The following is a 26,754-nucleotide window of genomic DNA, read 5'->3' on the forward strand; positions in this document are numbered from 1 at the left end:
TTCAGGCTGCTGTTTTCAAGCGTAAAAAAACGGGCTTAATGCCCGTTTTCTTTTTCTAGTATTAACGTTTGATAGAACGTGACATACCAGCGAAACGTTGTTTGAACTTGTCAATACGACCGCCAGTGTCAACATTCTTCTGCTTACCAGTATAGAATGGGTGACAAGCTGAGCAAACGTCCAGATAAAGAGTTTCTTTACCTAAAGCAGAACGAGTTTCGATTACGTTACCACAAGAACAGGTAGCAACAAGTTTTTCATATTTTGGGTGAATATCGGCGCGCATCGTCGATTACTCCTAAGTAAAGAAAGGTTTTGCTGTCATCGCAATTGACCACTCTCAAATCATTTGAGGAAGGCCGGGCTTAATAAAAACCACAGCAGATCAACACCACAACAGACCATTCTCTTGGCCCACCGAGACGGTTTCCGTCAGGGCTAAGCACAACAAGTGGCCAGTATTATAAATTAAAAATTAATTTATAGCGAATTATTCTGCCGCCTCTTCACCCATATATTCCTCAGTGTCCTGTTTAGACCAATAATTAGCAATTACGCCGCAGACCATAAGTTGAATCTGATGAAAAATCATAATCGGTAGAACAATCATGCCAAGTGGCTGCCCTGCAAACAGAATCTGTGCCATGGGTACACCACTAGCCAAGGTCTTCTTTGAACCGCAAAAAAATACTGCAATCTGGTCTGGTCTGTTGAATCCCAGCCATTTAGGAATATACCAGGCCAGCAACATAATCACTGTCAGAAAAACTGAACATATTAGAGTCAGGTTAAATAGAGTCAACCAGCTTACCTGTTGCCAGAGACCTGTTACAACAGCACCACTAAATGCGCCATAGACCACCATTAAAATAGTGCCCTGATCAAAAGTTTTTACAATACTTGGCGCTTTTTGCATAAGGGGAAAAACATAAGGCCGTAATAACTGTCCCGCAATAAATGGAACAAGCAGTAATAAAGTAATTTCTATAATGGATGAAGTCGGATCATAATCATGTTTGGATTGTCCAAAAATAAAAAGACTGACAAGAACCGGAGTAATAAACATACCCACTAGATTTGAAAATGAAGCACTACATACTGCCGCCGCAACATTGCCTTTGGCAACTGAAGTAAAAGCGATTGAAGATTGAACTGTAGATGGCAAAAAGCACATAAACAGAAAACCCAAGTATAGTTGCTCACCAAGCATCGGAAGTAGCACAGGTTTGGCTAATAGGCCAATGATAGGAAATACAGCAAACGTAAAAGCAAAAACCACTACATGCAATTTCCAGTGCAATATACCTTCAACAATTGCCTGGCGTGATAATTTTGCTCCATGCAGAAAAAATAAAATGGCAATCGCTATATTGGTAATAACCCCGAAGACTTTAGCTAGCTCACCACTTACTGGTAAAAAAGTTGCCAGTATAACCATTACAATCAGCAATATAGTAAAGCGGTCCAATGCCAGTAATTTTAATATATTCATAATCAACATCCTGTTTCTTTATAGGCTGAAAATTAATAATAGAAAAGCCCAGTCAGACGATTTTACCTTTAGGTAAAGTTTCATCTTACTGAGCGTAATTATTTAAGCTAGTGTTTAGCTAAAATGTTCGGTATTTTCTTTGAACACTTAGTCTTTTACTTAATTGTTTCTAGCATTATCGTCCTGTTGAATCAGCTCAATTTTATAACCATCTGGGTCTTCAACAAAGGCAATTACGGTAACTCCACCTTTCATCGGTCCAGCTTCACGAACCACATTACCACCACGTGCTTTAATTTCCTCACATGCCTTGTAGGCATCTTCTACTGCAATGGCGATATGACCGTAAGCATTGCCCAATTCATAACTTTCTGTATCCCAATTGTGAGTTAACTCAAGTACTGTATGGTTTGCTTCATCACCATATCCTACAAATGCCAGAGTAAAGCCGCCCTCTTCATAATCACGTTTACGAAGTAAAGTCATACCGAGCACTTCAGTATAGAACTTGAGAGACTGTTCTAAATTGCCTACTCGTAACATGGTATGCAGCATGCGCATGATTAATCACCTTTATGTTCAGATTCTAGAGATTGATGTTGTCGCAGTAATTTTGCTACCCATACGACTAATACCAAAATCGGGATACCGATTAGTGTAGTCATAAGGAAAAACTTTGGATAACCGATATTGGAAACAATAGTACCTGAATACCCTCCTAAAATCTTAGGAGTTAATGTCATAAGTGAACTAAAAATAGCATATTGAACAGCGGTAAAAGAAACGCTGGTCAAGCTAGATAAAAAGGCAATAAATGCTGCACCTGCCAGGCCGGACGCCAGATTATCAACAATAATGGCAAAATATAACCAGAGCGAGCTATAAGGTTTAATGACTTTACCATTTACAACTGTTGTGTCTTTTTGGGGGTCAACAACAGAAAGTGGCTGAATATCAATATCAAGCTGTTTGGCTGTTTTTAAATTATTCACTTTATAAGAGTGTGTTGTTCGTAATTTTACCTGCTTGTTTTCTATCAACTCCGCAATAACTGTTTTACTTGGAGAATTGACTAGCAGATGAGCATCTATTGCTGCGCTAAATATACCGTTGTCATCAAGTTTGGCATCGAAATTATGACCATCCAGACGTAAAACTATTTTTTGCTCTGGATTAAAAGCAGGGCCAGCATACTGCCCTCTTACCACTAAGCTATTTTTCTGCTCCTGCTGATCCAGCTGGTTATCACTGGTAATGGGTAGTAACAGCAGTTGAGAACGGTTATGACCCTGAGTTAAATAAGGTATATAGGCATTAACCTGCTCAGGACTATCTGCATACTGAGTTTTTACTGAAATCTGGCTTTGCTGTGCAAGCTGGCTGTTGGGTATTGCTACACTCCAAGTTCCTACTTCATCTGTAGTAGTCTGATAAGTTTGATGACCCACTGAAATTTCAATATCACCTAATGGCTGGCCAGATTTAACCAAGCCAATAAAGATTAAGTTGGTAGAACTGGCCAATACTGCCCCTACAAACATTAATTTCATGATGTTAATGCGCTGCGCCAGCAAACCGCCCAAAAAACCACCGATCAGGCTAAAAATTACGCCATATACTTTAACCGCTTCGGCAATCTGTTCTTTACTAAAATTGAGATCCTGATAAAACACATTAGATATGACACCAGCAATAATATCGGAAATCCGGTAAAAACCAATTAACAGCAATAATACCAGCGCCAGTTTTAATCCATAGCGTTTAAAAAAATCTAATATTGGATTTACCCAGGTTTCAAAAGCCATCTGCCGGTTTACAGCGCCCAGTTTTACCAGCGTAGTACCTACCAGTATTGATACTGCGCCTGAGCCTAAAAAGCGCAAAGCTTCAAACAGGAACAAAAGAAAACTATCTTCAATACCCATATTATGAACAAGTGCTTCAACGGCAGTACCTGAGTAAATATAGGCAGTAACGAAGCTGATTACCGCAACAAAAAATACTGCCACCAGCCGGTAGTAATCACTACGTTTATATTCTTTATAGATCCGGTTTACTTGTGGCTCGCGAATAATAAGTGTAGTCAATACACCAACTAACATGACGGCTGCCATAACCAGATAAGTAGTCTGCCACGCAGTATAGATATAATTACCTTTAGCAGTTCCTAAATATGCTGCCAGGAATAAAGCACCTGCACCGGCGACAATCATACCAATCCGGTAACCGGCATTATAAGTAGATGCAAGGACTGTCTGCATTTCTGTTTCAGCAAGCTCGATTCGGTAGGCATCAATTACAATATCTTGTGTTGCTGCCGAGAAACCTAGTAATACGGCACCTGCTGCCATCTGGATCAGATGACTCTGCCCGAGCGCCGGATCAGAAAAAGCCATAATACAAATTGCAGTAATGATCAAACACTGTGCAATGAGCAACCAGGCTCGGCGACGCCCTAGAGTTCTGGTCAGATACGGGACAGGCAGCTCATCAATTAAAGGTGCCCATACAAACTTAAAAGAATAGCCCAATGCTGCCCAGCTAAAAAAAGTCACTGCACTTTTATCTATCCCTGCCTCGCCCAGCCACAGTGACAGGCTTGAAAAAATCAATAAAATAGGGATACCGGCAGAAAAACCCAAAAACAGCATAATAAGGGCTCGGCGGTCAAGAAAGGCTAAGAAAGCGGCTTTCCATCCTGAACTTTGTGTGGACATTGAATAATTATTTTCCAGTGAATCTTAAATTTTGCTATTCAAACGTTTAATTGATCAGGTTTCAATGCTTTTTATGAAATCCGCTGTCTTTTATAATGAAAGCTGATTCGCCTGCTTGATATTTTCCCTTAAACCTGTATACCTTTAAAACTCTAGCGAATATTAAGTTTTGGATTTTACAGTGACCCAAAGACTCGATCAAATGACATCTTCTTTATCTACCACTACTACAATTAATCTTGAGAAACAACTTGATCATGCCTATCCATCAGCATTGGACCGGACTGAAATTCGAAATACTTTAAACTTAACTGCGCTCAAGCCAGAACAGCTTACTCATATTCCTGATCTGGAGAAAATTCCTTCCTCAACAAAACGGATCAAGCCTCTTAATAATTTTTTAGGTCAAGACCGGGCCAAAGCCTCTGTCGAGGCCGGAATTACGCTACCTTATTCAGGCTATAATATCTTTGCTGTAGGTACAGCAGGTCTGGGTAAACGTACCATGATCCGGCGCCTGTTACAGCAGCATGCCAAAGCCATGCCTACGCCAGACGACTGGGTGTATGTCAATAATTTTGAAAATGCCCGCCAGCCCATACTACTACGTTTTCCGGCCGGACATGGACCCAAGTTTCAAAAAGCCCTGCATCAAACCTGGCAGGTTGCACTCAAACAGTTAGAACGGCGCTTTAGTGCCGAGACCTATCACAACCAGATCGAGTTAATTCGTCAGCAAACCGGCAATGAACAAAAGCAGGCACTGGTAGAATTAACCAAAGAGGGCGAAGGCCTTGACCTTAAACTGGTCTCCCATCAAGAACAGCATTGCTTTGTTCCTGTACAGATTAAAGATGGCAAACTTGAAGAACTGAGCCAGACCGAAATTAATGCACTGAGCAGCAAAGAACGTGCTGAAATCGCATCCAATATGCGTTATATGGATAAAAAACTGGAGCGATTGGGCTTACATTTGGGTGATCTTGAAGATGAAGCCAGAGATCAGGTATCAGACCTGAACCGCGAAATTGCTAAACAGGTGGTAATGCCGCGAATTGAGAGTATTCTCAATAAATACGCTGAAGTTGCCGGCTTAGAGAAATACCTGAAGCAATATGCAGAAAACATTATTGAAAATGTCGAGATGATTCTGGATCAGGAAGAAGACGAATTCTCGCCTGCTTTATTCAGTCGTGTCCCTTCCCGCTATCAGGTCAATACTATAGTCAGTAATAAGCCAAACAGCGGCGCCCCTGTTATTTTTGAAGATTTCCCAACCCACTACAATCTTTTAGGCCATGTTGAGCAGCTAACTCAAAATGGTACGATCAGTACAGATTTTAGTCTGATCCGCCCTGGTGCACTGCATAAAGCCAACGGCGGATTCTTGATTTTAGAAGCAGAACAGCTTTTAGAACAGCCTTATGCATGGCAGGGTTTAAAACGTGCCTTAAAGTCTGGGCAGCTTAAATTATCATCGCTTGAACATATGCTAACTTTGACTGGCAGTATTTCAATCGAACCTGCACCTGTACCTTTAAACTTAAAGGTGGTTCTACTGGCTGAACCTGAGATTTATTATGAGATTCTGGAGGTTGAACCAGAACTCGATAGTATTTTTAAAATCCGTGCAGATTTTACTGATACATTACAACGTAATGACACTAACGAACAGGCTTACATGCAGCTCATTGCAGATTATGTACAGGCAGATAAGTTATTACCCTTTGACCGCTCTGCACTTGCTGCGCTCCTGACAGACTCAAGCCGCCAGGCAGAAGATCAAAGTTCTCTGTCTTTACATGCACTGACTTTAGGTGACCTGATACGTGAAGCTCATCATCACGCCCATCAGGCGGGTGACAAGGTGGTTTCTGCCAAATACATCAATATGGCACTTGACCATCGTAAATATCGCTTAGGTTATTTAAGGGAGCTTTATTGGCAGGACCTATCCCGCGGTACTCAGCTGATTGAAACGTCTGGGCACCGTCTAGGCCAGATTAATGCCTTATCTGTAATTCATTATACAGATGTAGAGTTTGGCCTGCCTTCCCGCCTGACTGCATCGGTATACCAAGGCGGTGGAGATATTCTTGATATCGAACGCAGTGTTGAACTTGGTGGTTCTTTACACGCCAAAGGCGTACTACTGATGTCCAGCTTTTTGAAAGCACATTTTGGCCGCGAGCAAATGCTTCATTTCTCGGCAGCATTGGCTTTTGAACAGAGTTATGGACAAGTAGATGGAGATAGCGCCACTGTTGCAGAGTTATCGGCCCTGCTCTCTGCTATTAGTCAGATTCCGATTGACCAGTCTTGGGCAATTACAGGCTCTATGAACCAGCTTGGTCAGGTACAGCCGGTGGGTGGCGTCAATGCCAAGATCGAAGGCTTCTTTGATGCATGTAAACTGCAAGGTCTGACCGGAAAGCAGGGCGTCATTATTCCCCGCCAAAACATGCAGCACCTGATGCTACGCCAAGATGTGATTGATGCTGTCAATGCCGGCCAGTTTCATGTCCATGCTATTAGCACGATTGATCAGGCGCTAGAGATTTTAATGGCCCAACCTGTAGGTACATTAGATAAAAAAGGCCGTTATAGTAAAGGTTCCATCTATGCGGCAGTTATGGAGCAGCTTGAATACTGGCAAGCACTTGAAGATGGTGAAGAAATGAGTGAGGAACCTAAGAAGAAAAAAAAAAAGAAGAAAAAAAAGAAGAAAAATGAAATAAAGATTGCCATTGAAGGGAATACAGTCGATCAAATACCAGCAGGTAATATATCTGCTGAACTTTCTGGTCAGCCCTGACCTCTTAATAAAAAAGCGCCTTTAACAAGGCGCTTTTTTATGGTTGGGCAGTTACTCAAGCTTCTGGAGCTGGGCTATACTGCTCGACCAATGGCTTGAGCTCACCATTTTGAAACATTTCCAGCATAATGTCACTTCCGCCTACCAGCTCACCATTTACCCAGAGTTGTGGGAAAGTTGGCCAGTTAGCAATTTTAGGCAGTGTTGCACGAATATCCTGATTTTCCAGAATATTTACATACGCAAATGGACGGCCAATTTGACTGAGTGCTTCTACAGCACGCGCTGAGAAACCACACTGCGGAAATTGTGGAGTGCCTTTCATATAAAGAAGTACAGCATGTTTAGCGATTTGATCGCGAATTAACGCTTCAGTATCACGTGCTTGTTCAGTCATAGATCAATCCTCAACTATTCTATCGGCCATTATACCTAAAACTGAGGAAAACTGGGTCCGTGTCAAAGATATTTCTATGTTAATTTGATTTTTGGCCTTTTATTCTGAGGCTGTTTTTGCTTATATAAACTTTTTAATCCACCTAACATCAAGAGTTAGCCATGAATAATATTACCCTCGCCCCTGTACAAGCTGATCAACCATCGCATCTGATGCCAGTCTTTGGCCGTCAATCGATCAGTTTTGTCCGAGGCCGAGGAGCATATCTTTATACCGAAGATGGCACCGAGTATCTGGATGCACTTACCGGTATTGCCGTATGCGGTTTAGGCCACGCTCACCCAGTACTGGCCGAAGCAATTGCCGAACAGGCGATGACTCTCATTCATACCAGCAATCTGTTTGAAGTACCTTGGCAAACAGCTGCTGCGCAGAAATTGGCTCAGGTCTCTGGTATGGAAGAGATTTTCTTTTCAAACAGTGGTGCTGAATCCAATGAAGGTGCTATCAAAATTGCGCGTAAATACGGTTATCAGCAAGGTATAGCTACCCCTAAAATTATTGTAGCGGACAAGTCTTTTCATGGCCGGACTTTGGCAACTTTATCTGCCACAGGTAATAAAAAGGTCCAGGAAGGCTTTGCTCCACTGGTAGAAGGCTTTATCCGTGTACCATTTGGCGACCTCGAAGCCATTGAAGAGGCTGCACTTCAGCATCCGGATATTGTCGCTATCCTGATTGAGCCTATTCAGGGTGAAGGTGGCGTGAATACCGCAGCACAAGGCTTCAGCTATCTGGAAGATGTCCGTCGAATTTGCAACCAGCACAACTGGCTGATGATGCTGGATGAAGTACAAACCGGAAATGGACGTACCGGCAAATATTTTGCTTACCAGCATACCAATATTATTCCAGATGTACTGACGACTGCTAAAGGCCTAGGCAACGGTTTTCCAATTGGTGCGGTAATGACTCAAGGCCGTGGTGTAGGCGTACTTGCTGCCGGAAATCATGGTTCAACCTATAGTGGTTCAGCACTGGGTTCACGTGTGGTTTATACCGTACTTGAACTTTTAGAAAAGGAAAATGCGCTCGAGAACGCAGCTCAAATCGGTCAATATATTGTGGACCAGATTCGTGAACAGCTGAAAGAATATCAGGTTAAAGTCCGCGGTTTCGGAATGATGATTGGTATTGAATTACCGAAAGACTGTGGCGAACTGGTAAATATTGCACGCGACGAGTACAAACTGATTATTAATGTAACTGCTGGTTCTGTGGTCCGTTTATTGCCGCCACTTAACATGACACAAGAGCAAGCCGATGATCTGATTCAGCGTCTAATCCCGGCAATCAAGAGTTTTCTTAAGGCTTAACAGATAAGAAAGTAATATAAAAAAGCCGCTCAGTGCGGCTTTTTTATACTCTTGTTTAAGATGCTTCCTGATAGACTCTGCCACCGGGAAGTTGACTAAAATACTGTTTCAGAGCATCCAGACAGCGATGAATTTTCATTGGCTGCTGTTCACGTCGAGAGATAATTGCATAAAGAGTAAAAGCAGGCAGTTTCCACTCAGGCAATACCTCAACCAAAGATCCATTAATCAGATCTTTCTGCACATCCAGATAAAGAATACGCGCCAAGCCATGTCCATGCTGACATAATGATTTCGCAACCAGCACATTATTACTGTACAGACGGCTACGCATTTCCAGGTCAACAACTTCACTTGTCACACCATGCTGGAATGAAAACTGCTGATAATTATTCATGACATTAATTGGAATAAGATCATGATTTTTTAAATCTTCAGGACGTGATATTGGAGCAGACTGGTTCAGGTAACTTGGAGAAGCAACCAGAATCTGCTCAACACGGGCCAGCGGCACGGCAGTCAGATTAGAATCCTCTATTTTTGAACTCATGCGTACAGCAATATCAATACGGCCTTCAATCAGGTCAATATATTTATTCTCAGCCTCAAAATGAACAGATAAACCGCGATGTGCAGATATCCAGTGAGACAGAGCAGGTACAAGATGCATGGCACCTATTTCTGGCGTGGTCGCAATGCGCAGGTCACCGACCAGTTCATCGCGCAGTTCATTAATTCGAACCTTTCCACGTTCAGCAGCAGCGAGCATTTCTCGACAGCTGTGGAAAAAAGCTTGTCCCGCTTCGGTCAGACTCAACTTCCGGGTAGAACGATGCAGAAGAATTACTTCCATTTCATTTTCTAATGAGCGGATTTGCTGACTGACGGCGCTTGTCGTAATACCAAGTTCACGAGCCGCACCGCTAAACGAGCTTTTTTCAACAACGCAAGCAAATACTCCCATTGCCCGGAGTTGATCTAACATAAAATTCCCTCTGAACTTTGAGCTGTCTTTATTATTCAATATTTGATAAAAACAACTCGTTGTATTATACGGGGATTTTCTAGTTTTGCATTAATTTATTAATTAATCGGTAAAATGCTTGCCGGATTGATCGGTTTACCATCCAGACGGATCTGGAATTCCAGCATAATCTGATTCGTACCACTAGAACCCATTTCAGCAATTTTTTGTCCTGCTGTTACATTATCACCGCTTTTTACCAGCATTTTACTATTATGTGCATAAGCACTAATATAACCATCTATATGCTTAATCAGGACCAGATTTCCATATTCTTTCAAGCCATCTGCCGCATAAACCACCTGTCCGTCTGCTGCTGCAAATACTGGATCGCCCAGATTTCCTGAAAAACGGGTTCCTTTAATATTACTTGCCGGATTATAAGCCTGAAGTACAGGCCCATTGGCCGGTTTCACCCATCGTAATGTAGTACTACGAACCGGTATGCTCGGTGTAGGGCTGGTTGGCTGGACAGTCGTACGAGTAGTTGTGGTTACAGGCGGCGGTGTTGGCAGAGCAACACGTTGACGCTGAATTGGGGCAGCCTGGGTAATCGGCTGGGTTTGACTACGGCGTGTACCTGAATTTTTCAGGCGCAATGACTGGTTTACATAAATCCGGTAAGGGGCTGAAATATCATTCATTTCAGCAATACTTAAATAGCTCAGACCATAACGCGCTGCAATACCGCTTAAGGTGTCACCAGAGCGTACTGTATAATAATCTGGTGCAGTTGCATAACGAGTCGGATTATTGATCTGAGGTTTAGAAGCGCAACCTGTAAGAATCAGAGTAGAAACAACAGCAACCGACAACACTATTTTTTTCATGATTGTTGTAGTTGGAACAGGAAATAGGCGGTGTTGTGGAACCAATTGCATTGATCTCCCTCTCTTATATAGACTCAAAAAAACAACTGCGCTAAGGGTATCAAAAAAGTCCGGTGAAAATCATTTCACCTTTCCTTTTTCACAAACTTATAACATAACTGGTTTGTCCGTGTTTAGCTGAGCTCAAGATCTGTTTGTAAACTCTCCAGTATTGCATAATTGGTGGCGTCCATCTGAATTGGCGTAATACTCACATAACCATTGGCAATTGCAAAAAAATCTGATTGAATCTGGTGAATATTTTCTCGCGGTTCTGTTACTGCCTCACCAGCCAGACCAATCCAGTACACTTGGCGACCACGTGGGTCTACATGGCTGGTAATGGGTTTAGATTGAGAACGCTGACCCTGATAGGTAATCTGGGCACCTTTAATTTCCTGTAGGTCTGGAATATTAATATTCAAGATATGACGTGGCGGTAACTGGGGCAAACCACGAGCAATAAAATCATGAACCCAACGAGCAGCAACCTTGAACTCATCAGGATGTACATATGAGCGTACATTACCGCCAGCAAGTGAAACGGCAATAGCCGGCTGCTTCATGAGACGGCCTTCAAAAGCAGCACCTACTGTACCAGAGTACAGTACGTCATCGCCTAAATTAGCTCCACTATTGATACCACTGACGACCAGATCAAACTCGAAATCAAACAGGCCATTCATAGACAGGTAAACACAATCTGCAGGTGTGCCATTAACAGCCCAAACATCTTCAGCAATAGGTACCGGTCTTAAAGGACGGTCTAGGGTTAACGCACTCGAATAACCACTCCGCTCGGCTTCAGGAGCAACCACAACTACACGACCTAAAGGTTTCAAGGCTTGTGCAAGCGCCTGTAGGCCTGGAGCAAACACACCATCATCATTGGCAATTAGAATATTCACACAAAAATCTCGGTTAAAAAAATGACTGTAGAGGACATTAAATTGAATTATTCAATAAATTATATATATTTGACTCTCTACATCTACCTATAAATTTGTGAAAACAATGATTAAGTCATTTTTATTACGGGGACTAATGAGTCTGGGGTTTGTTGCAGTCATGTCTCAGGTGGCACTGGCCAATGAGGGCTTGACTCAGCAAGAGGCTGATACACTGGTCAAAGAAGATATTGCAGGCACTCAGGTACTGGCAGAGGTATGTCCAGCAATCTTGGGGAAAAATACTCGTCTGGACACTAATATCCAAAAGCTGATTAATAGCTATCTGGGAGAATACTCTTATTCCTCAATGACTTATGCCCATTTACAAAATGATATAGAGTACAAGCGTGTGCTTGCTGAAGCACGTTCAGCTGCAAAAGAAGCTGATCAGGAAGAACAAAAATCAGTATGTCAGGATGTTCTGGACTTTGAGTAAAACATCGACTTAAAAATATAACCTGTTTTAGAAATCCCGGCTTTTCCTAGCCGGGATTTTTATGGTTCATGTACAGGCTAGATACACTTTATCTATTTTCTTTCCATGATTTTTGATTAAGCTAATTTGCTAATTGCTTGTATTATGAGACTAAAACTAAATGAAATTAAAACACTTCTCTAAAATGGGTTTAGGTTTGTTAACAGCTCTTATGTTAACTGCGCCTGGTACTTATGCGGCAGAAAACAACAAAGCTGGTTCTGAAAACATTGATGTAACACCACAGCAGCAGGTTACTCAAGAAGAGCTCGCCGCTATTTATGTGCTGTCTGAGATCTGTCCGGGACTGATTGGTAAAGACCAGAAATTTAATGAGGGATATAGCCGTCTAGCTCAGGCACATATGCCTGGCGAGAAAAATGCAGTTTCTGCCCTAGAAAAACGCAGTAAAGCAAAAAATTTCCAGAGTGTTCTGAAAGAAGCACGTCAGGATGCTAAAAATGCAGGCAAATCTAAAAACACCCAAGTTTGCCGTGACGTCGCTAGTTACGGTGCCTAATACCCGATAGTTACAATACTGTATGAAATAAGCTGGCTTCCTGGTAGAAGTCAGCTGTGCTTTGGCCTAAAATGCTAGCCTCTTTTTGTGCTCATATTAAGTATTGGAACCTCCTAGAATGACCCGAAAAAGTGCCATTGCTGCCCTACTCTTGTTACCATCTTTCTCATATGCAGCAACAGTCCTCTCTTCTCCACCAGAATTGAATAATAAATCCTATGTTCTGATGGACTATGAGACCGGGCAAATCCTGGCTGCAAAAAATGAAAATGAAAAGCTGGCACCTGCCTCAATGACTAAAATGATGACCAGCTACATCATTGAGCAAAAATTATTAAAAGGTGAACTCACCGAAAACGAACAGGTTCGTATGAACGAGTCAGCCTGGTGCCGGGGAAGCAGTTCTGAATCATGTATGTACGTTCCTTTAAATGGAACAGCCTCTGTCCTGGAAATGCTGCGAGGTATCATCGTACAATCTGGTAATGACGCATCAAAGGCCGTGGCTGAACACGTAGCTGGGAATGAAGGTACCTTCGCCCATATGATGAATCAGGAAGCAAAACGTATTGGCATGGTAAATACTCATTTCGTTAACTCGACAGGTATGCCAGCTGAAGGTCATGTTTCTACGGCCAAAGATATGGCCATACTTGCACAGCACATCATTAAAGACAGCTCTAAATATTATCCGATCTATTCAGAAAAAGAATTTACCTTTAACGGTATCAAACAGGGTAACCGTAATGCCCTGCTTTATACTGACCCAAGTGTGGACGGCTTGAAAACAGGTCACACTGATGAAGCTGGCTTCTGTCTGACTACTTCGTCAAAACGTGGACCAATGCGGCTGATTTCAGTAATCTTTGGTGCGCCAACCATGCAGGAACGCGCAACTCAGACCCGTGATCTGCTGGGATGGGGTTATGCCAACTTTGAAACTGCCAATGTACAACCTGCAAAACAGGTTCTGGCTAAATCAAAAGTCTGGTTTGGTCAGGAAAATGAGGTTGAAGTAGGTCTTGCCGAGAACTTTAACGTGACTATGCCAAAAGGTCAGGCCGACAAAATTAAAACCCAGCTGGTGGTTCAGCCTAAACTGAATGCTCCTCTGCAAAAAGGCCAAGTAGTAGGTAAATTGGTGGCTAGCCTAGATGGTAAAGTTATTGCAGAAAAGCCATTAGTCGCATTAAAATCGGTAGAAGAAGCAGGTTTCTTTTCACGTATGATTGATCATATTAAACAGTTCTTTAGCAACTTGTTCTAATTATACTTTTTAAGCTTATGCTAAAGTTAGGGCATCTGTACTGCGGTATGGATGCTTTTTATTTTATACTGACCTGATTTTTGATTGGTTCTCCAGAAATGAATAACAATATTCGCTCCTACCTCGAACATACACCACAAGTTGATAACAGCTGCTACATCGATAGCATGGCAGTCGTTATTGGAGATGTGCATTTGGCTGAAAATGTTTCTGTCTGGCCTTTTGCAGTGGTACGTGGCGATGTAAACAGTATTCGTATTGGAAAGAACAGTAATGTACAAGACCATTGCATGCTGCATGTTAGCCATAAAAAAGCTGATAAACCTGAAGGTTCTCCACTGATTATTGGTGAAGATGTGACGATTGGACATCATGTAATATTACATGGCTGTACTATAGGAAACCGGGTACTGGTTGGCATCAAGACCGTTATTCTGGATGATGTCATCATTGAAGATGACGTAATGATTGGGGCAGGCAGTCTGGTACCGCCACGCAAGCGACTGGAGAGCGGTTATCTATATGTAGGGAGTCCTGTACAAAAAGTTCGACCACTTACAGATAAAGAAAAAGAATTTCTTCCATACTCAGCAAGACACTATGTAAAAGTCGCAAATAATTATCAGGAAAATTAATTTATAGCCTAATGATCTCTTCTATCATTTAGGTTTAAAATTATCTTGTCCAAGAAAAAATCTATGAACTCTGCTTAAGATCAACACTAACCTAAACATAGTCAGCTATGAGAAAAGACTAAAAATGATATTAAAAAGTATGGCTTCGAAGGCATTTCAGTAAATGCCACGGACAGCTCTCTTTTATATAGTATTAGGCTTTTTAGACTTATCAGCGTTCCGAAAATTATATGATTGAGCTTGTCTGTCGTCAGTAGCATAATCAGCCATGTAACTGAGCCGGTTGAGCAAGGTGAATTTTATAACTGGAAGAAAAGCTATAATCATTTTTTAAGGAAAGTCGATCCAATTTTTTATTGATTGATGAAAAAAAATTTAAAGACTATTTTGGTATAGCACTCAGCTACTATAACAGTGCTTTTATCCTGCACTTTATCAACCTGGGCCATCTGTAAAAGCAGATTTGTTTGAAAGAATAACTCTGATATAAAGTTTCTGTATGATCAGCCGCTACTTGACCGGAATAATACAGCTATCAATTTTTTAAATCTAAAAATTCAGTTATATCTACAATTCAGAAGTAAATAAAATTTAAGGGATTAATATTAACTGAAGATATAAGACTGGTGGCTTTGGAACACCGGATCTTGAGACATCTGGCTGTAAATGACGTTTGTGACCTGTAATATGGACAGGTAGCCAAGCGAAAAAGTTTCAATAATTGATCGATATTTTCCAGCACAGATAATAAGCAATAAAATATTATTCAATACTTAGTCTGGCATGAGCATAGCCATATCCGCCTAAATTTTGTAGAATACGGCTTTTACCTTCCGGTGCTTTTAAATGACTGCTTGGACACCACATGTGACTGTCGCAACCGTCGTAGAAAAAGATGGTAAATTTCTGTTTGTTGAAGAACAGGCTGAAGGCGTAACTCATACTGTATTTAACCAGCCTGCAGGCCATGTCGAAGCAGATGAAACAGTCGTTCAGGCTGCTGTGCGTGAGACCATGGAAGAAACTGGTTATGAGGTAGAAATACACTCTTTGCTAGGCATCTATACTTATACCCCTCCCATGTTTCCTGATCGCACTTATTATCGTTTCTGTTTTCTTGCCAAGGCAGGCACTTACCATGCTGATGCACCACTAGACACTGGTATTGTCGGCGCAGTATGGATGACTCTAGACGAGCTGACCGAGACAGCCCGTGCACGCAGTCCACTGGTCATCAAAGCAGTTCAAGACGCACTGTCAGGGCAAAAATTTCCTTTATCGCTCATCTATGAGCACCAAAATTCTCCCCTTATTTCAAATCTGGATGCTTAATCCTATGCAACAACGTGTCATCGTCGGTATGTCTGGTGGTGTAGATTCTTCTGTTTCTGCAGCACTTCTTCTTCAACAGGGTTATCAGGTTGAAGGTCTCTTCATGAAGAACTGGGAAGAAGATGACGGCACGGAGTACTGTACTGCAATGGAAGATCTGGCTGATGCACAGGCTGTCTGTGACAGAATCGGCATCAAGCTGCATACCGCAAATTTTGCAATGGAATATTGGGATCGTGTATTCGAACATTTTCTGGCCGAATATGCTGCAGGCCGTACGCCTAACCCGGATATTCTTTGTAACAAGGAAATTAAATTCCGTGCATTTCTAGATCATGCCGTAAAACTGGGTGCAGATTTTATTGCTACTGGCCATTATGCTCGCCGAGGTGAAACTAAATATAATTCGCAAGGTGAAGCTTATGCAGAACTATTGCGTGGCGTAGATACGAATAAAGACCAGACCTACTTTCTGCATGCTGTTCATGGCCGTGAAATTAACAAGACTCTATTTCCAGTAGGAGAAATAGAAAAACCGCAGGTACGTAAAATCGCAGAAGAGCTTGGTCTGGCCACAGCAAAAAAGAAAGATTCAACCGGTATCTGCTTCATTGGTGAACGCCGCTTTAATGACTTTCTTAAACAGTATCTGCCAGCACAGCCGGGGAAAATCGTTCTCGATGATGGTAAAGAGGTTGGTGAGCATCACGGGTTAATGTACTATACACTCGGCCAGCGCGGCGGTATTGGAATTGGTGGCTTAAAGGGTGCGGCTGAAGGTGCGTGGTTTGTGCTGTATAAAGATATTGCAGGTAACCGCCTGGTAGTAGGCCAAGGCCATGAGCATCCTCTTATGCAGAGTACAATTCTTTGGAGTGAAGCGATTGACTGGGTTGCGGGTGAACAGGAAATTCCTGCATCCGGATTACGTTGTACAGCAAAAACTCGTTATCGCCAAGCTGACCAGGATTGTACGGTTTATAAAGATGATTCTAGTACGCAAGGGGTACGGGTCGAATTTGCTGATCCCCAACGCGCAGTTACACCAGGACAAAGTGTAGTATTTTATAGTGGTGAAGTTTGCTTAGGTGGTGGCGTGATTCATCATACCAATGCACCTGTTCCCGATTTTATTTAACAAGGAAGTGATCAGGCATGGTTGATTTCCCCTTTCAACAGCCTCAAACCCTGAGTGAGCGCCAAAACAGGGCTTTAGCCTTGGCAGCCGTATTCCAGGCTACTCAGCTTACTCATATGACCGCCATGTCCGGTCAAAAAAGTATGGGCGAAAGTGGTAATTTCTATTTCGAACAGCTGATTAAAGCCAGTTTGAATATTCGCCCAACTGTTAACCATTCTAGCCAGACACTCGATTTTTTTAATCAGCTTGCCGATATATCTTTAGGTTTAAAAACGCTGGAAAGCAGTATAATCCAGCCTTTTTCAAGCACCCCCAAATCTCGTATTCCTAAAATCTCGGCAGCTAAACTGCCCATGTCGTATGCTATGGCCTTGCTGCAATTAGAAAAGAAGGTTTATCGGAATCCGGAATATGTCCAGATTATTGAAAAATCCCAGCAAAAAATATTAAAACAGCTTTCTTTTTTCGATAATAATTATTTGCACCCCAGTATTCTTGCTAATCTTGCCCAGACCTATGTCGATACAGCAGGACAGATTAATCCGCGTATTTTAGTTCGTGGTAACGCTGAAGCATTTAAAGACACACAACATACCAACCGGATTCGCGCCAGCCTGTTTACTGGTCTGCAAATGGCACATTTGTGGCGTCAGCTCGGTGGCAGCTCCTGGAATATGATTTTCAGGAAACGTAAATTACTACAGGATATTCAGGATCTCGCTCGTTTACAGTATCAGGCGGTTTAACTGATGCAAAATGGGCTTGCTGCTTTAGCTTTAATTCCAGACTTCAAGGAATCACTATGAACGCTTTAACTGCACTTTCACCACTCGACGGGCGCTACGCAAGCAAATGCGATGCATTACGCCCTTATCTTTCTGAGTTTGGCCTGATCCATGCCCGTGTTACTGTTGAAGTGCGTTGGTTACAAGCGCTCGCAAAACATCCTGAAATTACTGAAGTTGCTGATTTTAGTGCTGCAACCAATGCTGCTCTTGACCAGATTGTTACAGAGTTTTCTGAAGCCGATGCTAACCAGATCAAGGAAATAGAGCGCACTACTAACCATGATGTCAAAGCAGTCGAATATTTCTTGAAAGAAAAAATTGCCGGTATTGATGAGCTGAAGAATGCAGGTGAATTTATTCATTTTGCCTGTACATCTGAAGATATAAATAATCTGTCTCATGCATTAATGCTGAAAAATGGCCGCGATGTGCTACTGAAAATCATGCAGCAGTTATTAAACTCGATTATTGCACTGGCTGAAACGCACGCAGACCAGCCAATGTTGTCCCGTACTCATGGCCAGACAGCCAGTCCGACTACCTTGGGTAAAGAAATGGCAAATGTTGCCTATCGTCTGGCGCGTCAGATCAAGCAATTTGAAAATGTTGAACTGCTTGGAAAAATCAATGGTGCAGTAGGTAACTATAATGCCCACCTTTCAGCTTATCCAGATATCAACTGGCCAGCACACTCTCAGGCTTTTGTTGAGTCTCTAGGTCTCACCTTTAATCCGTATACAACTCAGATTGAACCGCATGACTACATGGCGGAACTTTTTGATGCCCTACGCCGCTTCAACACCATTCTGATTGATTTTAACCGGGATGTATGGGGTTACATTTCTCTAGGTTATTTCAAGCAAAAACTTAAAGAAGGTGAAGTTGGTTCATCCACCATGCCACATAAGGTTAACCCGATTGACTTTGAGAACTCTGAAGGTAACCTCGGTATCGCTAATGCAGTACTGGCTCACTTGGGTGAAAAATTACCTGTTTCTCGCTGGCAGCGTGACCTGACGGACTCTACCGTACTTCGTAACATGGGTGTAGGTTTTGCACAAAGCCTGATTGCGTTTGATGCATGTCTTAAAGGTGTAGGTAAGCTTGAGCTAAATGCTAACCGCTTGCTTGAAGATCTTGATCAGGCGCAGGAAGTACTGGCAGAACCGATTCAAACAGTAATGCGTCGTTACAACGTAGAAAAACCTTATGAAAAATTAAAGGCATTAACTCGTGGCCAGGCTATGACGCGAGAGATGATGGTAAACTTTGTAAATGGCAGTGAGCTGGAAGCCGTGCCTGCTGCTGATCGTGCCCGTCTTGCTGAAATGACCCCCGCAACTTATACCGGCAATGCTGCTGAACAGGCAAAACAGCTTAAAGAGCTGATTGAAAAAATCTAATTGAAAAATAAAAAAGCGGAGCTTTGGCTCCGCTTTTTTATTATGATGACTTTAACTCATATATTTAAACTTAAAGTTTTCTAAAATTAAAATGATTGATTACCATTTACATGCGAAACATTGGGGTGTCTTTATAATTTTAGCTTTGGCTGTGATGATTGCTAGCATTCATCCAATGGACCTATCTTCTTATCTTCTCCATCAACTCGGCACCCTATTGATGTGGATCGCTCTGATTATTCTTATTAAGAAAATCGGACTCGGCTTTGGTAGCGTAACTTTTTATATTATCTTTCTGCTGATTCATGTATTAGGTGCCCATTATCTCTATTCTTATGTGCCTTATAATGAATGGTTCATTCAGTTATCAGGAATAGATTTGAATCAGATGATGGGCTGGCAACGTAACATGTATGACCGTCTGGTACACTTTGCTTATGGTTTACTACTCTATCCGGTATTTTTAAGGTTACATCAGGTTTGGCTACCAGATTTGAAACCTTGGATATGGTTTATCCTTGTGATTGAGTCTGTCATGAGTACCAGCCTGATTTACGAATGGATAGAATGGCTGATAGCAATTAACTTATCACCTGAAGCTGCAGAAAACTATAATGGCCAGCAAGGTGATATTTGGGATGCACATAAAGATATATTGCTTGCAACTCTCGGAGCAATAATGACAGGTATCATCGTTTTAATTAAGGAGAATTATAAAAATTTATTAAATAGATCTTGAAATATTATTAAATAATTTTCTTTAATATTTTTATAACATGTAGTTATTTAGATTTATACTAATATTCTTTTAAACAAAAATTTATTTTACTTAGCTGAAATAAAAATACACACATTAATATCCAAAATAAAAAATTAATCTTGCAAAATTAAATTCACTGTTTATAAATAATTAGGATTTACCCTTAATAAGGTCTTAATTTCAATATTACAATCAATAATAATATTTTATTGAGATTATAACCCTTTTCTCTGTAATTACTATTTACTTTAAAAATACGCTTAATTTTTTCTTTGATTTTAATAAAAATAATCACAACTTATATAATATCTATTATTAAAGCCAACTTTATCAAAAATTTTTTATTAGAAGCTGAATACTATTCATTTTTATAAAAAATAAGAAACAAAATATTAGTATTATTTTTTAATAAAATTAAATATTATTAAAATCAAATTGGTACAATAGAATTTTTATTATATTCACAAAAGTTAACTATTTCTCTTATTTTAATACTGTATAAATATTATACACATTATAATCAATACAGGTGAAGAAATGGCACATAATATTATTTTAGTTACTTGGAATGAATCAGCACAAGCCTTTAAAAATTTTAGTAAATTTAAAGACTCCCCTATTAAGGATATTAATGAAGTTACGCTTTTAAAACGCCAAGAAAATGGTAGTTTTAAAATTGAAGAACAAATAGATCCCAAACAAAATAATGGGATTTTAAGTGGCAGCCTACTGGGTTCTTTAATTGGAATATTGGGTGGTCCACTTGGCTTACTTTTAGGTTTTACCACAGGTGCATTAATTGGTGGAACCTATGATATTAATCGTGAACAAGATGATTTAGCTGTACTGGCTAGAATTAGCCAAGCATTGCCCCTCGGCACTGTGGGTATACTCATTGATATTCATGAAGAGTCTGAAGATTTTATTGATGCGCTTTTTGAAAAAACCGGAGCAACAATTTATCGCTGGGATTATGAAGATGTACAGGCAGAAATTGAAGCCAGTATTGAAACCTGGCAAGAAACTCAACGTATTGCAAATTTGACTTTGAAAGAACAGAAGAAAGCTGAGCATAAAGCAAGACGTCAAGCTAAATGGGAAGCTTTTAAATCCCATTTCCATCGCGAGCATGCTAAATAATTTCTCTGTATAATTGTCCTGTTTTTACATCAATATAATTTCCTATTAAAAAAGCTCACTTTAGTGAGCTTTTTTAATCCGACTTCACGATAATCTTAAAGTTCTGGATCACGCATCTGTACCAAATTAGAACTGGTTTTAGCTAAGGTATCCATTACTTTATTTAATACTGCTGGCACCAGTGCATCTGCCATTTGCGCGGCCTGAAGACCCAGTTTTTCGCCTAAGGTTGGTTTACGGCGAGTTGAAATAACATACACATCATGCTGTGGTAGAGCACTCAGTAAATACTCATCTGAAGTTTTCAGCTCATCTACTAAATTTAAATCTAGAGCATCCTGACCATACCAATGCTCACCTGTTGCTACTTTCTCAACATTTACTTTTGGGCGGTATTTTTCTACAAAATGCTTAAACAAAGCATGGGTCTGTTGCAGTTCCTGCTCAAATTTGGCTTTACCTTCTGGCGTATTTTCGCCGAACATAGTAACAGTACGCTTATATTCGCCTGCAGTATAAAGCTCAAAATCGACATTATGTTCTTTTAATAAACGGTTAAAATTTGGTACCTGAGCCACAACACCAATTGAACCAACAACAGCAAATGGTGCGGTAATAATTTCATTTGCAATACAGGCCATCATATAACCACCGCTGGCAGCAACCTTGTCTACACAGATAGTTAAGTGAAATCCTGCATCACGTAAACGCACCAGCTGTGCTGCTGCGAGTCCATAACCATGTACCATTCCACCCGGACTTTCCAGACGCACCACTACACGGTCTTTTCCTGCTTTAGCCGTTGCCAGAATCAAGGTGATTTCTTCACGCAGATTTTCAACAGCTGAAGCTTGTACGTCACCTTTAAAATCGATGACATAAATTTTCTGGTTATTTTTTTTACGTGCCCGCCCTTCTTTTGCCAGTTGTTGAGCAAGTTGCAATAATTCGAGTTTAGACGCTGTTGTCTGTGCAATTTTTTTCCGTTGTTCATTGATACGCGCATTAAGATGGCTGATACGAATCTCTGCGGGTAACTTTGGCGTATGAAATAACATAAAAAATCTATTCTCAGTTTAATTCGGTTTGTATCTTTAGATTAGGTCACTACTGGCATTTTTCAATAGCCTTATTATGTTTGTTATTTGCTCGTTCTTGTCTGATCAATAAAGCATATTGATTCATGATTGCTTTGATGGCGAATAAACGGAAATATATCCAGAATAATCCTGAATATAATACACCTATAATGAAGGCGTTTACTGGCCACCAAGTTTGAATCCAGAAGTTACCACGTCGGCCATTTTCAAAAGGGGTAAGCAGTGAGTACATCAGAATAAATAAGGCCAGGAAAAGAAGAATAAAGCAATATTCTTTAAAAGGGGTATGCATAAAAGGTTCTTTACCTTTAAGTTGAGCAATGCAATAACGATACATTTTAAAATCAGAATTTGCCTTAATATAAGCTCGCCATTTTTGGCCAACCTTAATATTACTTTTTTGTCGTTTTAACCAAAAATAAAATACAAAGCCGATTGAACTCGATACAACCACAAAGATGTCATATAACCAGCGATGATAATTGGTCATTCCCGGACTTTGAGATGTTGCAAACAAGCCATGATGGGGTATTAAAGTTGCAAGAGCTATACTCAATCCTACCATCAGCATAGCAAAATATTGATCTATATATTTGGTGCCAAACAGAACCTGGAATAAGTCTTTTAAAGCATGTTTCGAAATTTTTGCGTATTCTCGTTCTTCCGGTGTCAGTTGCATTATTCTTTTAGTATGAAATTTTTATATCTCGCATCATAACAAAAAAACAGAGTATCAAGACTCTGTTTTTTTTAAAATCTCAGGTTAAATAATTAGCCGAAGCGTCCTGTAATATAAGCTTCAGTCAATTGATGATCAGGCTGTGTAAAAACCTTTTCTGTAGAGTTGACCTCAATCAGATCACCTAAATGGAAATAAGCTGTCCGGTCAGATACACGCGCTGCCTGCTGCATCGAGTGAGTTACAATCGCAATAGTATACTGATTCGAAAGCTCCGAAATCAGTTCCTCTACCTTTGCAGTCGCAATCGGGTCAAGTGCAGAACATGGCTCATCCATTAATATCACTTCTGGACTTACCGCAATAGTACGGGCAATACATAAGCGCTGTTGCTGTCCACCTGAAAGTCCTGTACCAGGCTGATTCAAACGGTCTTTGACCTCATCCCAAAGTCCAGCCTTACGCAGGCTGTTTTCGACAATTTCTTCAAGGTCGTATTTGTCACGTGCCAGACCGTGCAGTTTAGGCCCATAAGCAACATTATCAAAAATCGATTTTGGAAACGGATTCGGCTTCTGGAACACCATTCCGACCTGTGCACGCAGTAATACGACATCCAGATTTGGATCATATATATCTTGCTGATCCAGTGTTACTTTTCCTGTAACCCGGCAGCTGTCAATAGTATCGTTCATGCGGTTCAAAGTACGCAAAAATGTTGATTTACCACAGCCTGATGGTCCAATGAATGCAATCACTTCATTTTCATAAATTTCAAGGTCAATTCCTTTGATCGCTTCTGTTTCGCCATAATAAACATGGACATCATCAGTGCAGATTTTGACTTTGTGTGCTGTTACTTTTTTAGACGCTGCAGATGTATCGAACTGGGATACAAACGAAGTTGCAGATGTCTTGCCTGATCCGGTGACAGGTATTTGGGTTGGTTCTGAATTCACGGACGGTTCCTGCTTGTAAGCATTCATAACATTAGTATTCATATCTTGTCCTCAATTACCAGCGTACTTCAAATTTCTTACGTAACCAGATGGCCAAGCTGTTTAGGCCAATCATGAGTGCCAGCAGTACAATAATGGCGGCTGCTGTACGCCCTTCAAAAAAGTTACGTAATTCATTGCCCTGCCACAGAAAAATCTGTACAGGTAAAGCCGTGGATTGATCTAATGGGGAGGTTGGCACACTGGCCACAAAGGCACTCATACCAATCAATAATAGAGGAGCTGTTTCGCCTAGTGCCTGCGCTACCCCAATAATTGCACCGGTTAAAATTCCTGGTAATGCAAGAGGTAACACATGATGAAAAATAGTTTGTACACGGGATGCACCCAAACCTAATGCAGCTTGACGAATTGAGGGAGGTACAGCTTTTAACGAGGCTCGTGTTGTGATAATAACCGTAGGCAATGTCATCAAACTCAGTACCAGACCACCCACTAACGGTGCCGATAATGGCAGATGCATCCAGCCAATAAAGATCGCAGCACCTAGTAAACCAAATACAATTGAAGGTACAGCGGCCAGGTTATTGATATTTACTTCAATAATATCGGTAATATAATTTTTTGGCGCAAATTCTTCCAGATAAATCGCACTTGCCACACCGATTGGAATCGAGATAAAGATGACAATCAGCATCATAAACAGCGAACCCATAAAAGCGCCAGCCAGTCCTGACGTTGCAGGAGAACTACGCGAATCGGGATTCGTAAAGATTTGAGTATTAAATGAAGTGGTCAATACACCTTGTGCTTCCATTTCATCTGCAAGCTTGCGTACTTCTGGACTTAACTGCTGCTGCTCATCCGGAAGATCACGGTCAATCTGGCCACGCACCCAGACATCCACATTGGCATCAGCCAAAATCTTGATGTCTTGCGTTTTACTAATTAAAGCGGGATTTTCAAATACCATATCGCGTAATCGGTAAGATTCCGAGCTGGTATAAATCTCCCCTAGCTCATCACGCTGTGGCGCCAGTGCAGGTGCTTTAGAGATAATACCATTTACGATCAAGGCATCCCAATCTACCATACCCATCTTTGTTTGCCAGGCAATGTAACGCTCCTGGAACTGGGCTGGACTTTCGCCTGCTTTTTGAACTGGACGTGGTCCAGCGTCAATAATATTAGGGTCAAAATATACAGGTACCGACATACCAGCTTGCCAGAACGCGGGCAAACCTTTAATCAGAATACTGCCAAAAAGTAAAGCCACAAAGAATAGCCCGGCCATTACTGCACTAAAGCCAGCAATACGGAAGATTTTCTCTTTACGATGACGCTTACTGAGTGATTTGGCAATTCTGTCTTTACGTTTTGCGCGCAAATCGGCAGCAGCTTGAGCATCGAATATATCTTTTTGGCCCAGCGGAGAAGTATTGGATGTACTCATTCGTATTGCTCGCGGTATTTACGCACAATGTAAAGTGCAACAATGTTAAGACCCAAAGTAATTACAAACAGGGTTAAGCCCAAGGCAAACGCCACCAGTGCCTGTGGACTGGCGAAATCAGTGTCACCAGTAAGTTGGTTAACGATAGTAACTGTTACTGTAGAGACAGCTTCTAGTGGGTTACCGTGCAGGATTGGACTGTTACCCGCAGCCAGCACCACGATCATGGTCTCGCCAATGGCACGTGAAGCAGCTAGCAAAAAGGCACCAATAATTCCGGGTAAAGCTGCTGGAAGTACCACCTGCCGAATGGTTTCAGACTTGGTCGCTCCAAGTCCCAGTGAACCGTCCCGTAGTGAACGCGGCACCTGAGTAATAATGTCATCTGACAGTGAAGAAACAAAAGGAATAATCATAATTCCCATCACAAAACCGGCAGTCAGTGCACTGGTCGCATTGATATGCAGGCCAACCGTATCTCCCAGCATCTTAAAGAACGGGCCAATGACCATTAAAGCAAAGACACCATAAACAATCGTCGGAATACCCGCCAGAATCTCAATAGTGGGCTTCGCCCAGGAACGTAAACCTGGAGATGCATATTCAGCCAGATAAATCGCAATTAACAGTCCAATTGGGACAGCTACCAGCAAAGCGATAGCACTGACCATGAGTGTGCCCCAGATCAGTGGCAACAAACCATAACTGCCTTCTGCGCCACCTGATGTACTAAAGCCCGGATTCCACTCTGTTCCAAAAAAGAATTCCAGAGGACTGACGAACTGGAAAAAGCGCATTGCTTCACTAAACATCGAAAGTACAATGCCAATCGTGGTCAGAATAGCAACTCCTGAACATAAAATCAGGCCAATATTAATGGCTTTTTCGACCTGATTACGTGCTCGGTACTGCTGACTTACATGTTTTTTTGCCCAGACCAGACCACCTAGCGCTACAGCAATAACCACAGCCATTTTAGCAAAGTTACCAATCATCTGGAATTTGGCTAACTGTTCTGCCGCTGCAACCTCATAAGCTGCTGGTTGATCACTTACCCCAAAACCTGATGCAATTGCCCTGATTCGCTCAACGATAACATCCAGTCCAGCAGGGTCCAGTGCCGTTACAGTCGCTGCCGGTATATTATTAAGGATAATATGCTTTAGAATATTTGGCTCAACCAGATTCCACACAATTAAAATTATAAAAGCCGGTATACCACACCATAATGCAACCAGTGCGCCATAATAGCCCGGACGCGAATGCAGACTGGCAGAATTATTCTCTTTACCTGCCAGTTTACGGCTTTTGGTGAGCCCAACCTGATAAGCAATTGCAATCAGCGCCAGTAACACTCCAATGAGCAGCAGATTCATGTATTCTCCACAATTCTTTCACATGACCGCATGAAAAAATCTTATTTACGCGAAAGCTGATGGCAGGTCTTCCCTGCCATCAGTCT

Annotated in this window: 25 protein-coding genes; 12 read left to right on the top strand and 13 right to left on the bottom strand. The window is 41.4% G+C overall.

Annotated elements, in window-relative coordinates:
* Nucleotides 1-61 precede the first annotated feature (61 nt).
* The 4 genes from rpmE to B3R63_RS03075 all read right to left on the bottom strand — a co-directional run bounded on the left by rpmE (nucleotide 62) and on the right by B3R63_RS03075 (nucleotide 4,209).
* Nucleotides 62-286, bottom strand: coding sequence for a 50S ribosomal protein L31 (rpmE, locus tag B3R63_RS03060; protein ID WP_005015004.1), 225 nt, complete (start codon nucleotides 284-286; stop codon nucleotides 62-64).
* Between the two features lie 204 nt (nucleotides 287-490).
* On the bottom strand, nucleotides 491-1,492 hold the full coding sequence (locus B3R63_RS03065) for a bile acid:sodium symporter family protein (protein WP_286728262.1): 1,002 nt from the start codon (nucleotides 1,490-1,492) through the stop codon (nucleotides 491-493).
* Between the two features lie 159 nt (nucleotides 1,493-1,651).
* Complete coding sequence (gene gloA, locus B3R63_RS03070; protein WP_286728263.1) at nucleotides 1,652-2,053, bottom strand: lactoylglutathione lyase; 402 nt, start codon at nucleotides 2,051-2,053, stop codon at nucleotides 1,652-1,654.
* A gap of 2 nt (nucleotides 2,054-2,055) precedes the next feature.
* Nucleotides 2,056-4,209 carry an AmpG family muropeptide MFS transporter gene (locus B3R63_RS03075; RefSeq protein WP_005406044.1) on the bottom strand — a complete coding sequence of 718 codons (2,154 nt, stop codon included), beginning with the start codon at nucleotides 4,207-4,209 and terminating at the stop codon, nucleotides 2,056-2,058.
* A 181-nt stretch (nucleotides 4,210-4,390) separates the two neighbouring features.
* On the opposite strand from B3R63_RS03075, the gene B3R63_RS03080 reads away from it, so the two are divergent.
* On the top strand, nucleotides 4,391-7,024 hold the full coding sequence (locus B3R63_RS03080) for a Lon protease family protein (RefSeq protein ID WP_414630829.1): 2,634 nt from the start codon (nucleotides 4,391-4,393) through the stop codon (nucleotides 7,022-7,024).
* A 55-nt stretch (nucleotides 7,025-7,079) separates the two neighbouring features.
* On the opposite strand, the gene grxD is transcribed toward B3R63_RS03080, so the two are convergent.
* Nucleotides 7,080-7,421: a Grx4 family monothiol glutaredoxin gene (gene grxD / locus B3R63_RS03085; protein ID WP_005015011.1), complete on the bottom strand. Its 342-nt coding sequence runs from the start codon at nucleotides 7,419-7,421 to the stop codon at nucleotides 7,080-7,082.
* 161 nt (nucleotides 7,422-7,582) lie between these two features.
* Between grxD and B3R63_RS03090 the strand changes: the two genes are divergently transcribed.
* Nucleotides 7,583-8,797, top strand: a complete 1,215-nt coding sequence (locus B3R63_RS03090; RefSeq protein WP_034684245.1) for an aspartate aminotransferase family protein — start codon at nucleotides 7,583-7,585, stop codon at nucleotides 8,795-8,797.
* A gap of 55 nt (nucleotides 8,798-8,852) precedes the next feature.
* Here the strand turns inward: B3R63_RS03090 and B3R63_RS03095 are convergent, their stop codons facing one another.
* The 3 genes from B3R63_RS03095 to surE all read right to left on the bottom strand — a co-directional run bounded on the left by B3R63_RS03095 (nucleotide 8,853) and on the right by surE (nucleotide 11,598).
* A complete protein-coding gene (locus B3R63_RS03095) occupies nucleotides 8,853-9,782 on the bottom strand; it encodes a LysR family transcriptional regulator (protein ID WP_005405327.1) in 930 nt (309 codons plus the stop codon).
* A 98-nt stretch (nucleotides 9,783-9,880) separates the two neighbouring features.
* The gene (locus tag B3R63_RS03100; protein ID WP_286728264.1) at nucleotides 9,881-10,702 is read right to left on the bottom strand and encodes a peptidoglycan DD-metalloendopeptidase family protein; all 822 of its coding nucleotides are present in this window, start codon (nucleotides 10,700-10,702) and stop codon (nucleotides 9,881-9,883) included.
* A gap of 122 nt (nucleotides 10,703-10,824) precedes the next feature.
* Complete coding sequence (surE, locus tag B3R63_RS03105) at nucleotides 10,825-11,598, bottom strand: 5'/3'-nucleotidase SurE (protein WP_248088095.1); 774 nt, start codon at nucleotides 11,596-11,598, stop codon at nucleotides 10,825-10,827.
* 106 nt (nucleotides 11,599-11,704) lie between these two features.
* Here surE and B3R63_RS03110 point away from each other — a divergent pair, with 106 nt between their 5' ends.
* From B3R63_RS03110 to B3R63_RS03155, 10 genes are all read left to right on the top strand, one after another.
* On the top strand, nucleotides 11,705-12,076 hold the full coding sequence (locus tag B3R63_RS03110) for an MCR_0457 family protein (RefSeq protein ID WP_286728265.1): 372 nt from the start codon (nucleotides 11,705-11,707) through the stop codon (nucleotides 12,074-12,076).
* Between the two features lie 160 nt (nucleotides 12,077-12,236).
* Complete coding sequence (locus B3R63_RS03115; protein ID WP_005015023.1) at nucleotides 12,237-12,635, top strand: MCR_0457 family protein; 399 nt, start codon at nucleotides 12,237-12,239, stop codon at nucleotides 12,633-12,635.
* Nucleotides 12,636-12,753: 118 nt separating this feature from the next.
* Nucleotides 12,754-13,902 carry a D-alanyl-D-alanine carboxypeptidase PBP5/6 gene (gene dacC, locus B3R63_RS03120; protein ID WP_005025331.1) on the top strand — a complete coding sequence of 383 codons (1,149 nt, stop codon included), beginning with the start codon at nucleotides 12,754-12,756 and terminating at the stop codon, nucleotides 13,900-13,902.
* A 98-nt stretch (nucleotides 13,903-14,000) separates the two neighbouring features.
* Nucleotides 14,001-14,537, top strand: a complete 537-nt coding sequence (locus B3R63_RS03125) for a gamma carbonic anhydrase family protein (protein ID WP_005015027.1) — start codon at nucleotides 14,001-14,003, stop codon at nucleotides 14,535-14,537.
* 846 nt (nucleotides 14,538-15,383) lie between these two features.
* Nucleotides 15,384-15,869: an NUDIX hydrolase gene (locus B3R63_RS03130; protein ID WP_005406038.1), complete on the top strand. Its 486-nt coding sequence runs from the start codon at nucleotides 15,384-15,386 to the stop codon at nucleotides 15,867-15,869.
* Between the two features lie 4 nt (nucleotides 15,870-15,873).
* On the top strand, nucleotides 15,874-17,007 hold the full coding sequence (gene mnmA / locus B3R63_RS03135; RefSeq protein WP_286728266.1) for a tRNA 2-thiouridine(34) synthase MnmA: 1,134 nt from the start codon (nucleotides 15,874-15,876) through the stop codon (nucleotides 17,005-17,007).
* Between the two features lie 17 nt (nucleotides 17,008-17,024).
* A complete protein-coding gene (gene hflD, locus B3R63_RS03140; RefSeq protein ID WP_265768976.1) occupies nucleotides 17,025-17,756 on the top strand; it encodes a high frequency lysogenization protein HflD in 732 nt (243 codons plus the stop codon).
* Nucleotides 17,757-17,812: 56 nt separating this feature from the next.
* On the top strand, nucleotides 17,813-19,201 hold the full coding sequence (gene purB, locus B3R63_RS03145) for an adenylosuccinate lyase (protein ID WP_286728267.1): 1,389 nt from the start codon (nucleotides 17,813-17,815) through the stop codon (nucleotides 19,199-19,201).
* Between the two features lie 91 nt (nucleotides 19,202-19,292).
* Nucleotides 19,293-19,940: a DUF2238 domain-containing protein gene (locus B3R63_RS03150; RefSeq protein WP_286728268.1), complete on the top strand. Its 648-nt coding sequence runs from the start codon at nucleotides 19,293-19,295 to the stop codon at nucleotides 19,938-19,940.
* 558 nt (nucleotides 19,941-20,498) lie between these two features.
* Nucleotides 20,499-21,101, top strand: a complete 603-nt coding sequence (locus B3R63_RS03155; RefSeq protein WP_286728269.1) for a DUF1269 domain-containing protein — start codon at nucleotides 20,499-20,501, stop codon at nucleotides 21,099-21,101.
* A 95-nt stretch (nucleotides 21,102-21,196) separates the two neighbouring features.
* Here B3R63_RS03155 and sohB read toward each other — a convergent pair whose 3' ends face one another.
* The 5 genes from sohB to pstC all read right to left on the bottom strand — a co-directional run bounded on the left by sohB (nucleotide 21,197) and on the right by pstC (nucleotide 26,668).
* Nucleotides 21,197-22,159, bottom strand: coding sequence for a protease SohB (gene sohB, locus B3R63_RS03160; RefSeq protein ID WP_286728270.1), 963 nt, complete (start codon nucleotides 22,157-22,159; stop codon nucleotides 21,197-21,199).
* Between the two features lie 49 nt (nucleotides 22,160-22,208).
* Nucleotides 22,209-22,880 (bottom strand): hypothetical protein, encoded by a 672-nt coding sequence (locus B3R63_RS03165; RefSeq protein ID WP_248123417.1) that lies wholly within the window; start codon nucleotides 22,878-22,880, stop codon nucleotides 22,209-22,211.
* A 92-nt stretch (nucleotides 22,881-22,972) separates the two neighbouring features.
* The gene (gene pstB, locus B3R63_RS03170) at nucleotides 22,973-23,881 is read right to left on the bottom strand and encodes a phosphate ABC transporter ATP-binding protein PstB (protein WP_286728271.1); all 909 of its coding nucleotides are present in this window, start codon (nucleotides 23,879-23,881) and stop codon (nucleotides 22,973-22,975) included.
* A gap of 13 nt (nucleotides 23,882-23,894) precedes the next feature.
* A complete protein-coding gene (gene pstA, locus B3R63_RS03175; RefSeq protein WP_248123415.1) occupies nucleotides 23,895-25,292 on the bottom strand; it encodes a phosphate ABC transporter permease PstA in 1,398 nt (465 codons plus the stop codon).
* Nucleotides 25,289-26,668 (bottom strand): phosphate ABC transporter permease subunit PstC, encoded by a 1,380-nt coding sequence (gene pstC, locus B3R63_RS03180; RefSeq protein WP_075040094.1) that lies wholly within the window; start codon nucleotides 26,666-26,668, stop codon nucleotides 25,289-25,291. The genes pstA and pstC overlap by 4 nt, the downstream gene beginning before the upstream one ends.
* Nucleotides 26,669-26,754 lie beyond the last annotated feature (86 nt).

Source organism: Acinetobacter sp. UBA1297 (genome assembly GCF_002307755.1).
Classification (GTDB): Bacteria; Pseudomonadota; Gammaproteobacteria; order Pseudomonadales; family Moraxellaceae; genus Acinetobacter; species Acinetobacter radioresistens.

Excerpts from the sequence above, each read along its gene's own strand:
- pstC (WP_075040094.1), bottom strand. The coding sequence starts at position 26,668 with ATGAATCTGCTGCTCATTGGAGTGTTACTGGCGCTGATTGCAATTGCT.
- purB (WP_286728267.1), top strand. The coding sequence starts at position 17,813 with ATGAACGCTTTAACTGCACTTTCACCACTCGACGGGCGCTACGCAAGC.
- B3R63_RS03100 (WP_286728264.1), bottom strand. The coding sequence starts at position 10,702 with ATGCAATTGGTTCCACAACACCGCCTATTTCCTGTTCCAACTACAACA.
- B3R63_RS03110 (WP_286728265.1), top strand. The coding sequence starts at position 11,705 with ATGATTAAGTCATTTTTATTACGGGGACTAATGAGTCTGGGGTTTGTT.
- mnmA (WP_286728266.1), top strand. The coding sequence starts at position 15,874 with ATGCAACAACGTGTCATCGTCGGTATGTCTGGTGGTGTAGATTCTTCT.
- pstB (WP_286728271.1), bottom strand. The coding sequence starts at position 23,881 with ATGAATACTAATGTTATGAATGCTTACAAGCAGGAACCGTCCGTGAAT.
- B3R63_RS03165 (WP_248123417.1), bottom strand. The coding sequence starts at position 22,880 with ATGCAACTGACACCGGAAGAACGAGAATACGCAAAAATTTCGAAACAT.
- sohB (WP_286728270.1), bottom strand. The coding sequence starts at position 22,159 with ATGTTATTTCATACGCCAAAGTTACCCGCAGAGATTCGTATCAGCCAT.
- pstA (WP_248123415.1), bottom strand. The coding sequence starts at position 25,292 with ATGAGTACATCCAATACTTCTCCGCTGGGCCAAAAAGATATATTCGAT.
- grxD (WP_005015011.1), bottom strand. The coding sequence starts at position 7,421 with ATGACTGAACAAGCACGTGATACTGAAGCGTTAATTCGCGATCAAATC.
- B3R63_RS03075 (WP_005406044.1), bottom strand. The coding sequence starts at position 4,209 with ATGTCCACACAAAGTTCAGGATGGAAAGCCGCTTTCTTAGCCTTTCTT.
- B3R63_RS03130 (WP_005406038.1), top strand. The coding sequence starts at position 15,384 with ATGACTGCTTGGACACCACATGTGACTGTCGCAACCGTCGTAGAAAAA.
- B3R63_RS03090 (WP_034684245.1), top strand. The coding sequence starts at position 7,583 with ATGAATAATATTACCCTCGCCCCTGTACAAGCTGATCAACCATCGCAT.
- gloA (WP_286728263.1), bottom strand. The coding sequence starts at position 2,053 with ATGCGCATGCTGCATACCATGTTACGAGTAGGCAATTTAGAACAGTCT.
- B3R63_RS03155 (WP_286728269.1), top strand. The coding sequence starts at position 20,499 with ATGGCACATAATATTATTTTAGTTACTTGGAATGAATCAGCACAAGCC.
- dacC (WP_005025331.1), top strand. The coding sequence starts at position 12,754 with ATGACCCGAAAAAGTGCCATTGCTGCCCTACTCTTGTTACCATCTTTC.
- B3R63_RS03115 (WP_005015023.1), top strand. The coding sequence starts at position 12,237 with ATGAAATTAAAACACTTCTCTAAAATGGGTTTAGGTTTGTTAACAGCT.
- B3R63_RS03150 (WP_286728268.1), top strand. The coding sequence starts at position 19,293 with ATGATTGATTACCATTTACATGCGAAACATTGGGGTGTCTTTATAATT.
- B3R63_RS03095 (WP_005405327.1), bottom strand. The coding sequence starts at position 9,782 with ATGTTAGATCAACTCCGGGCAATGGGAGTATTTGCTTGCGTTGTTGAA.
- B3R63_RS03065 (WP_286728262.1), bottom strand. The coding sequence starts at position 1,492 with ATGAATATATTAAAATTACTGGCATTGGACCGCTTTACTATATTGCTG.
- hflD (WP_265768976.1), top strand. The coding sequence starts at position 17,025 with ATGGTTGATTTCCCCTTTCAACAGCCTCAAACCCTGAGTGAGCGCCAA.
- B3R63_RS03125 (WP_005015027.1), top strand. The coding sequence starts at position 14,001 with ATGAATAACAATATTCGCTCCTACCTCGAACATACACCACAAGTTGAT.
- rpmE (WP_005015004.1), bottom strand. The coding sequence starts at position 286 with ATGCGCGCCGATATTCACCCAAAATATGAAAAACTTGTTGCTACCTGT.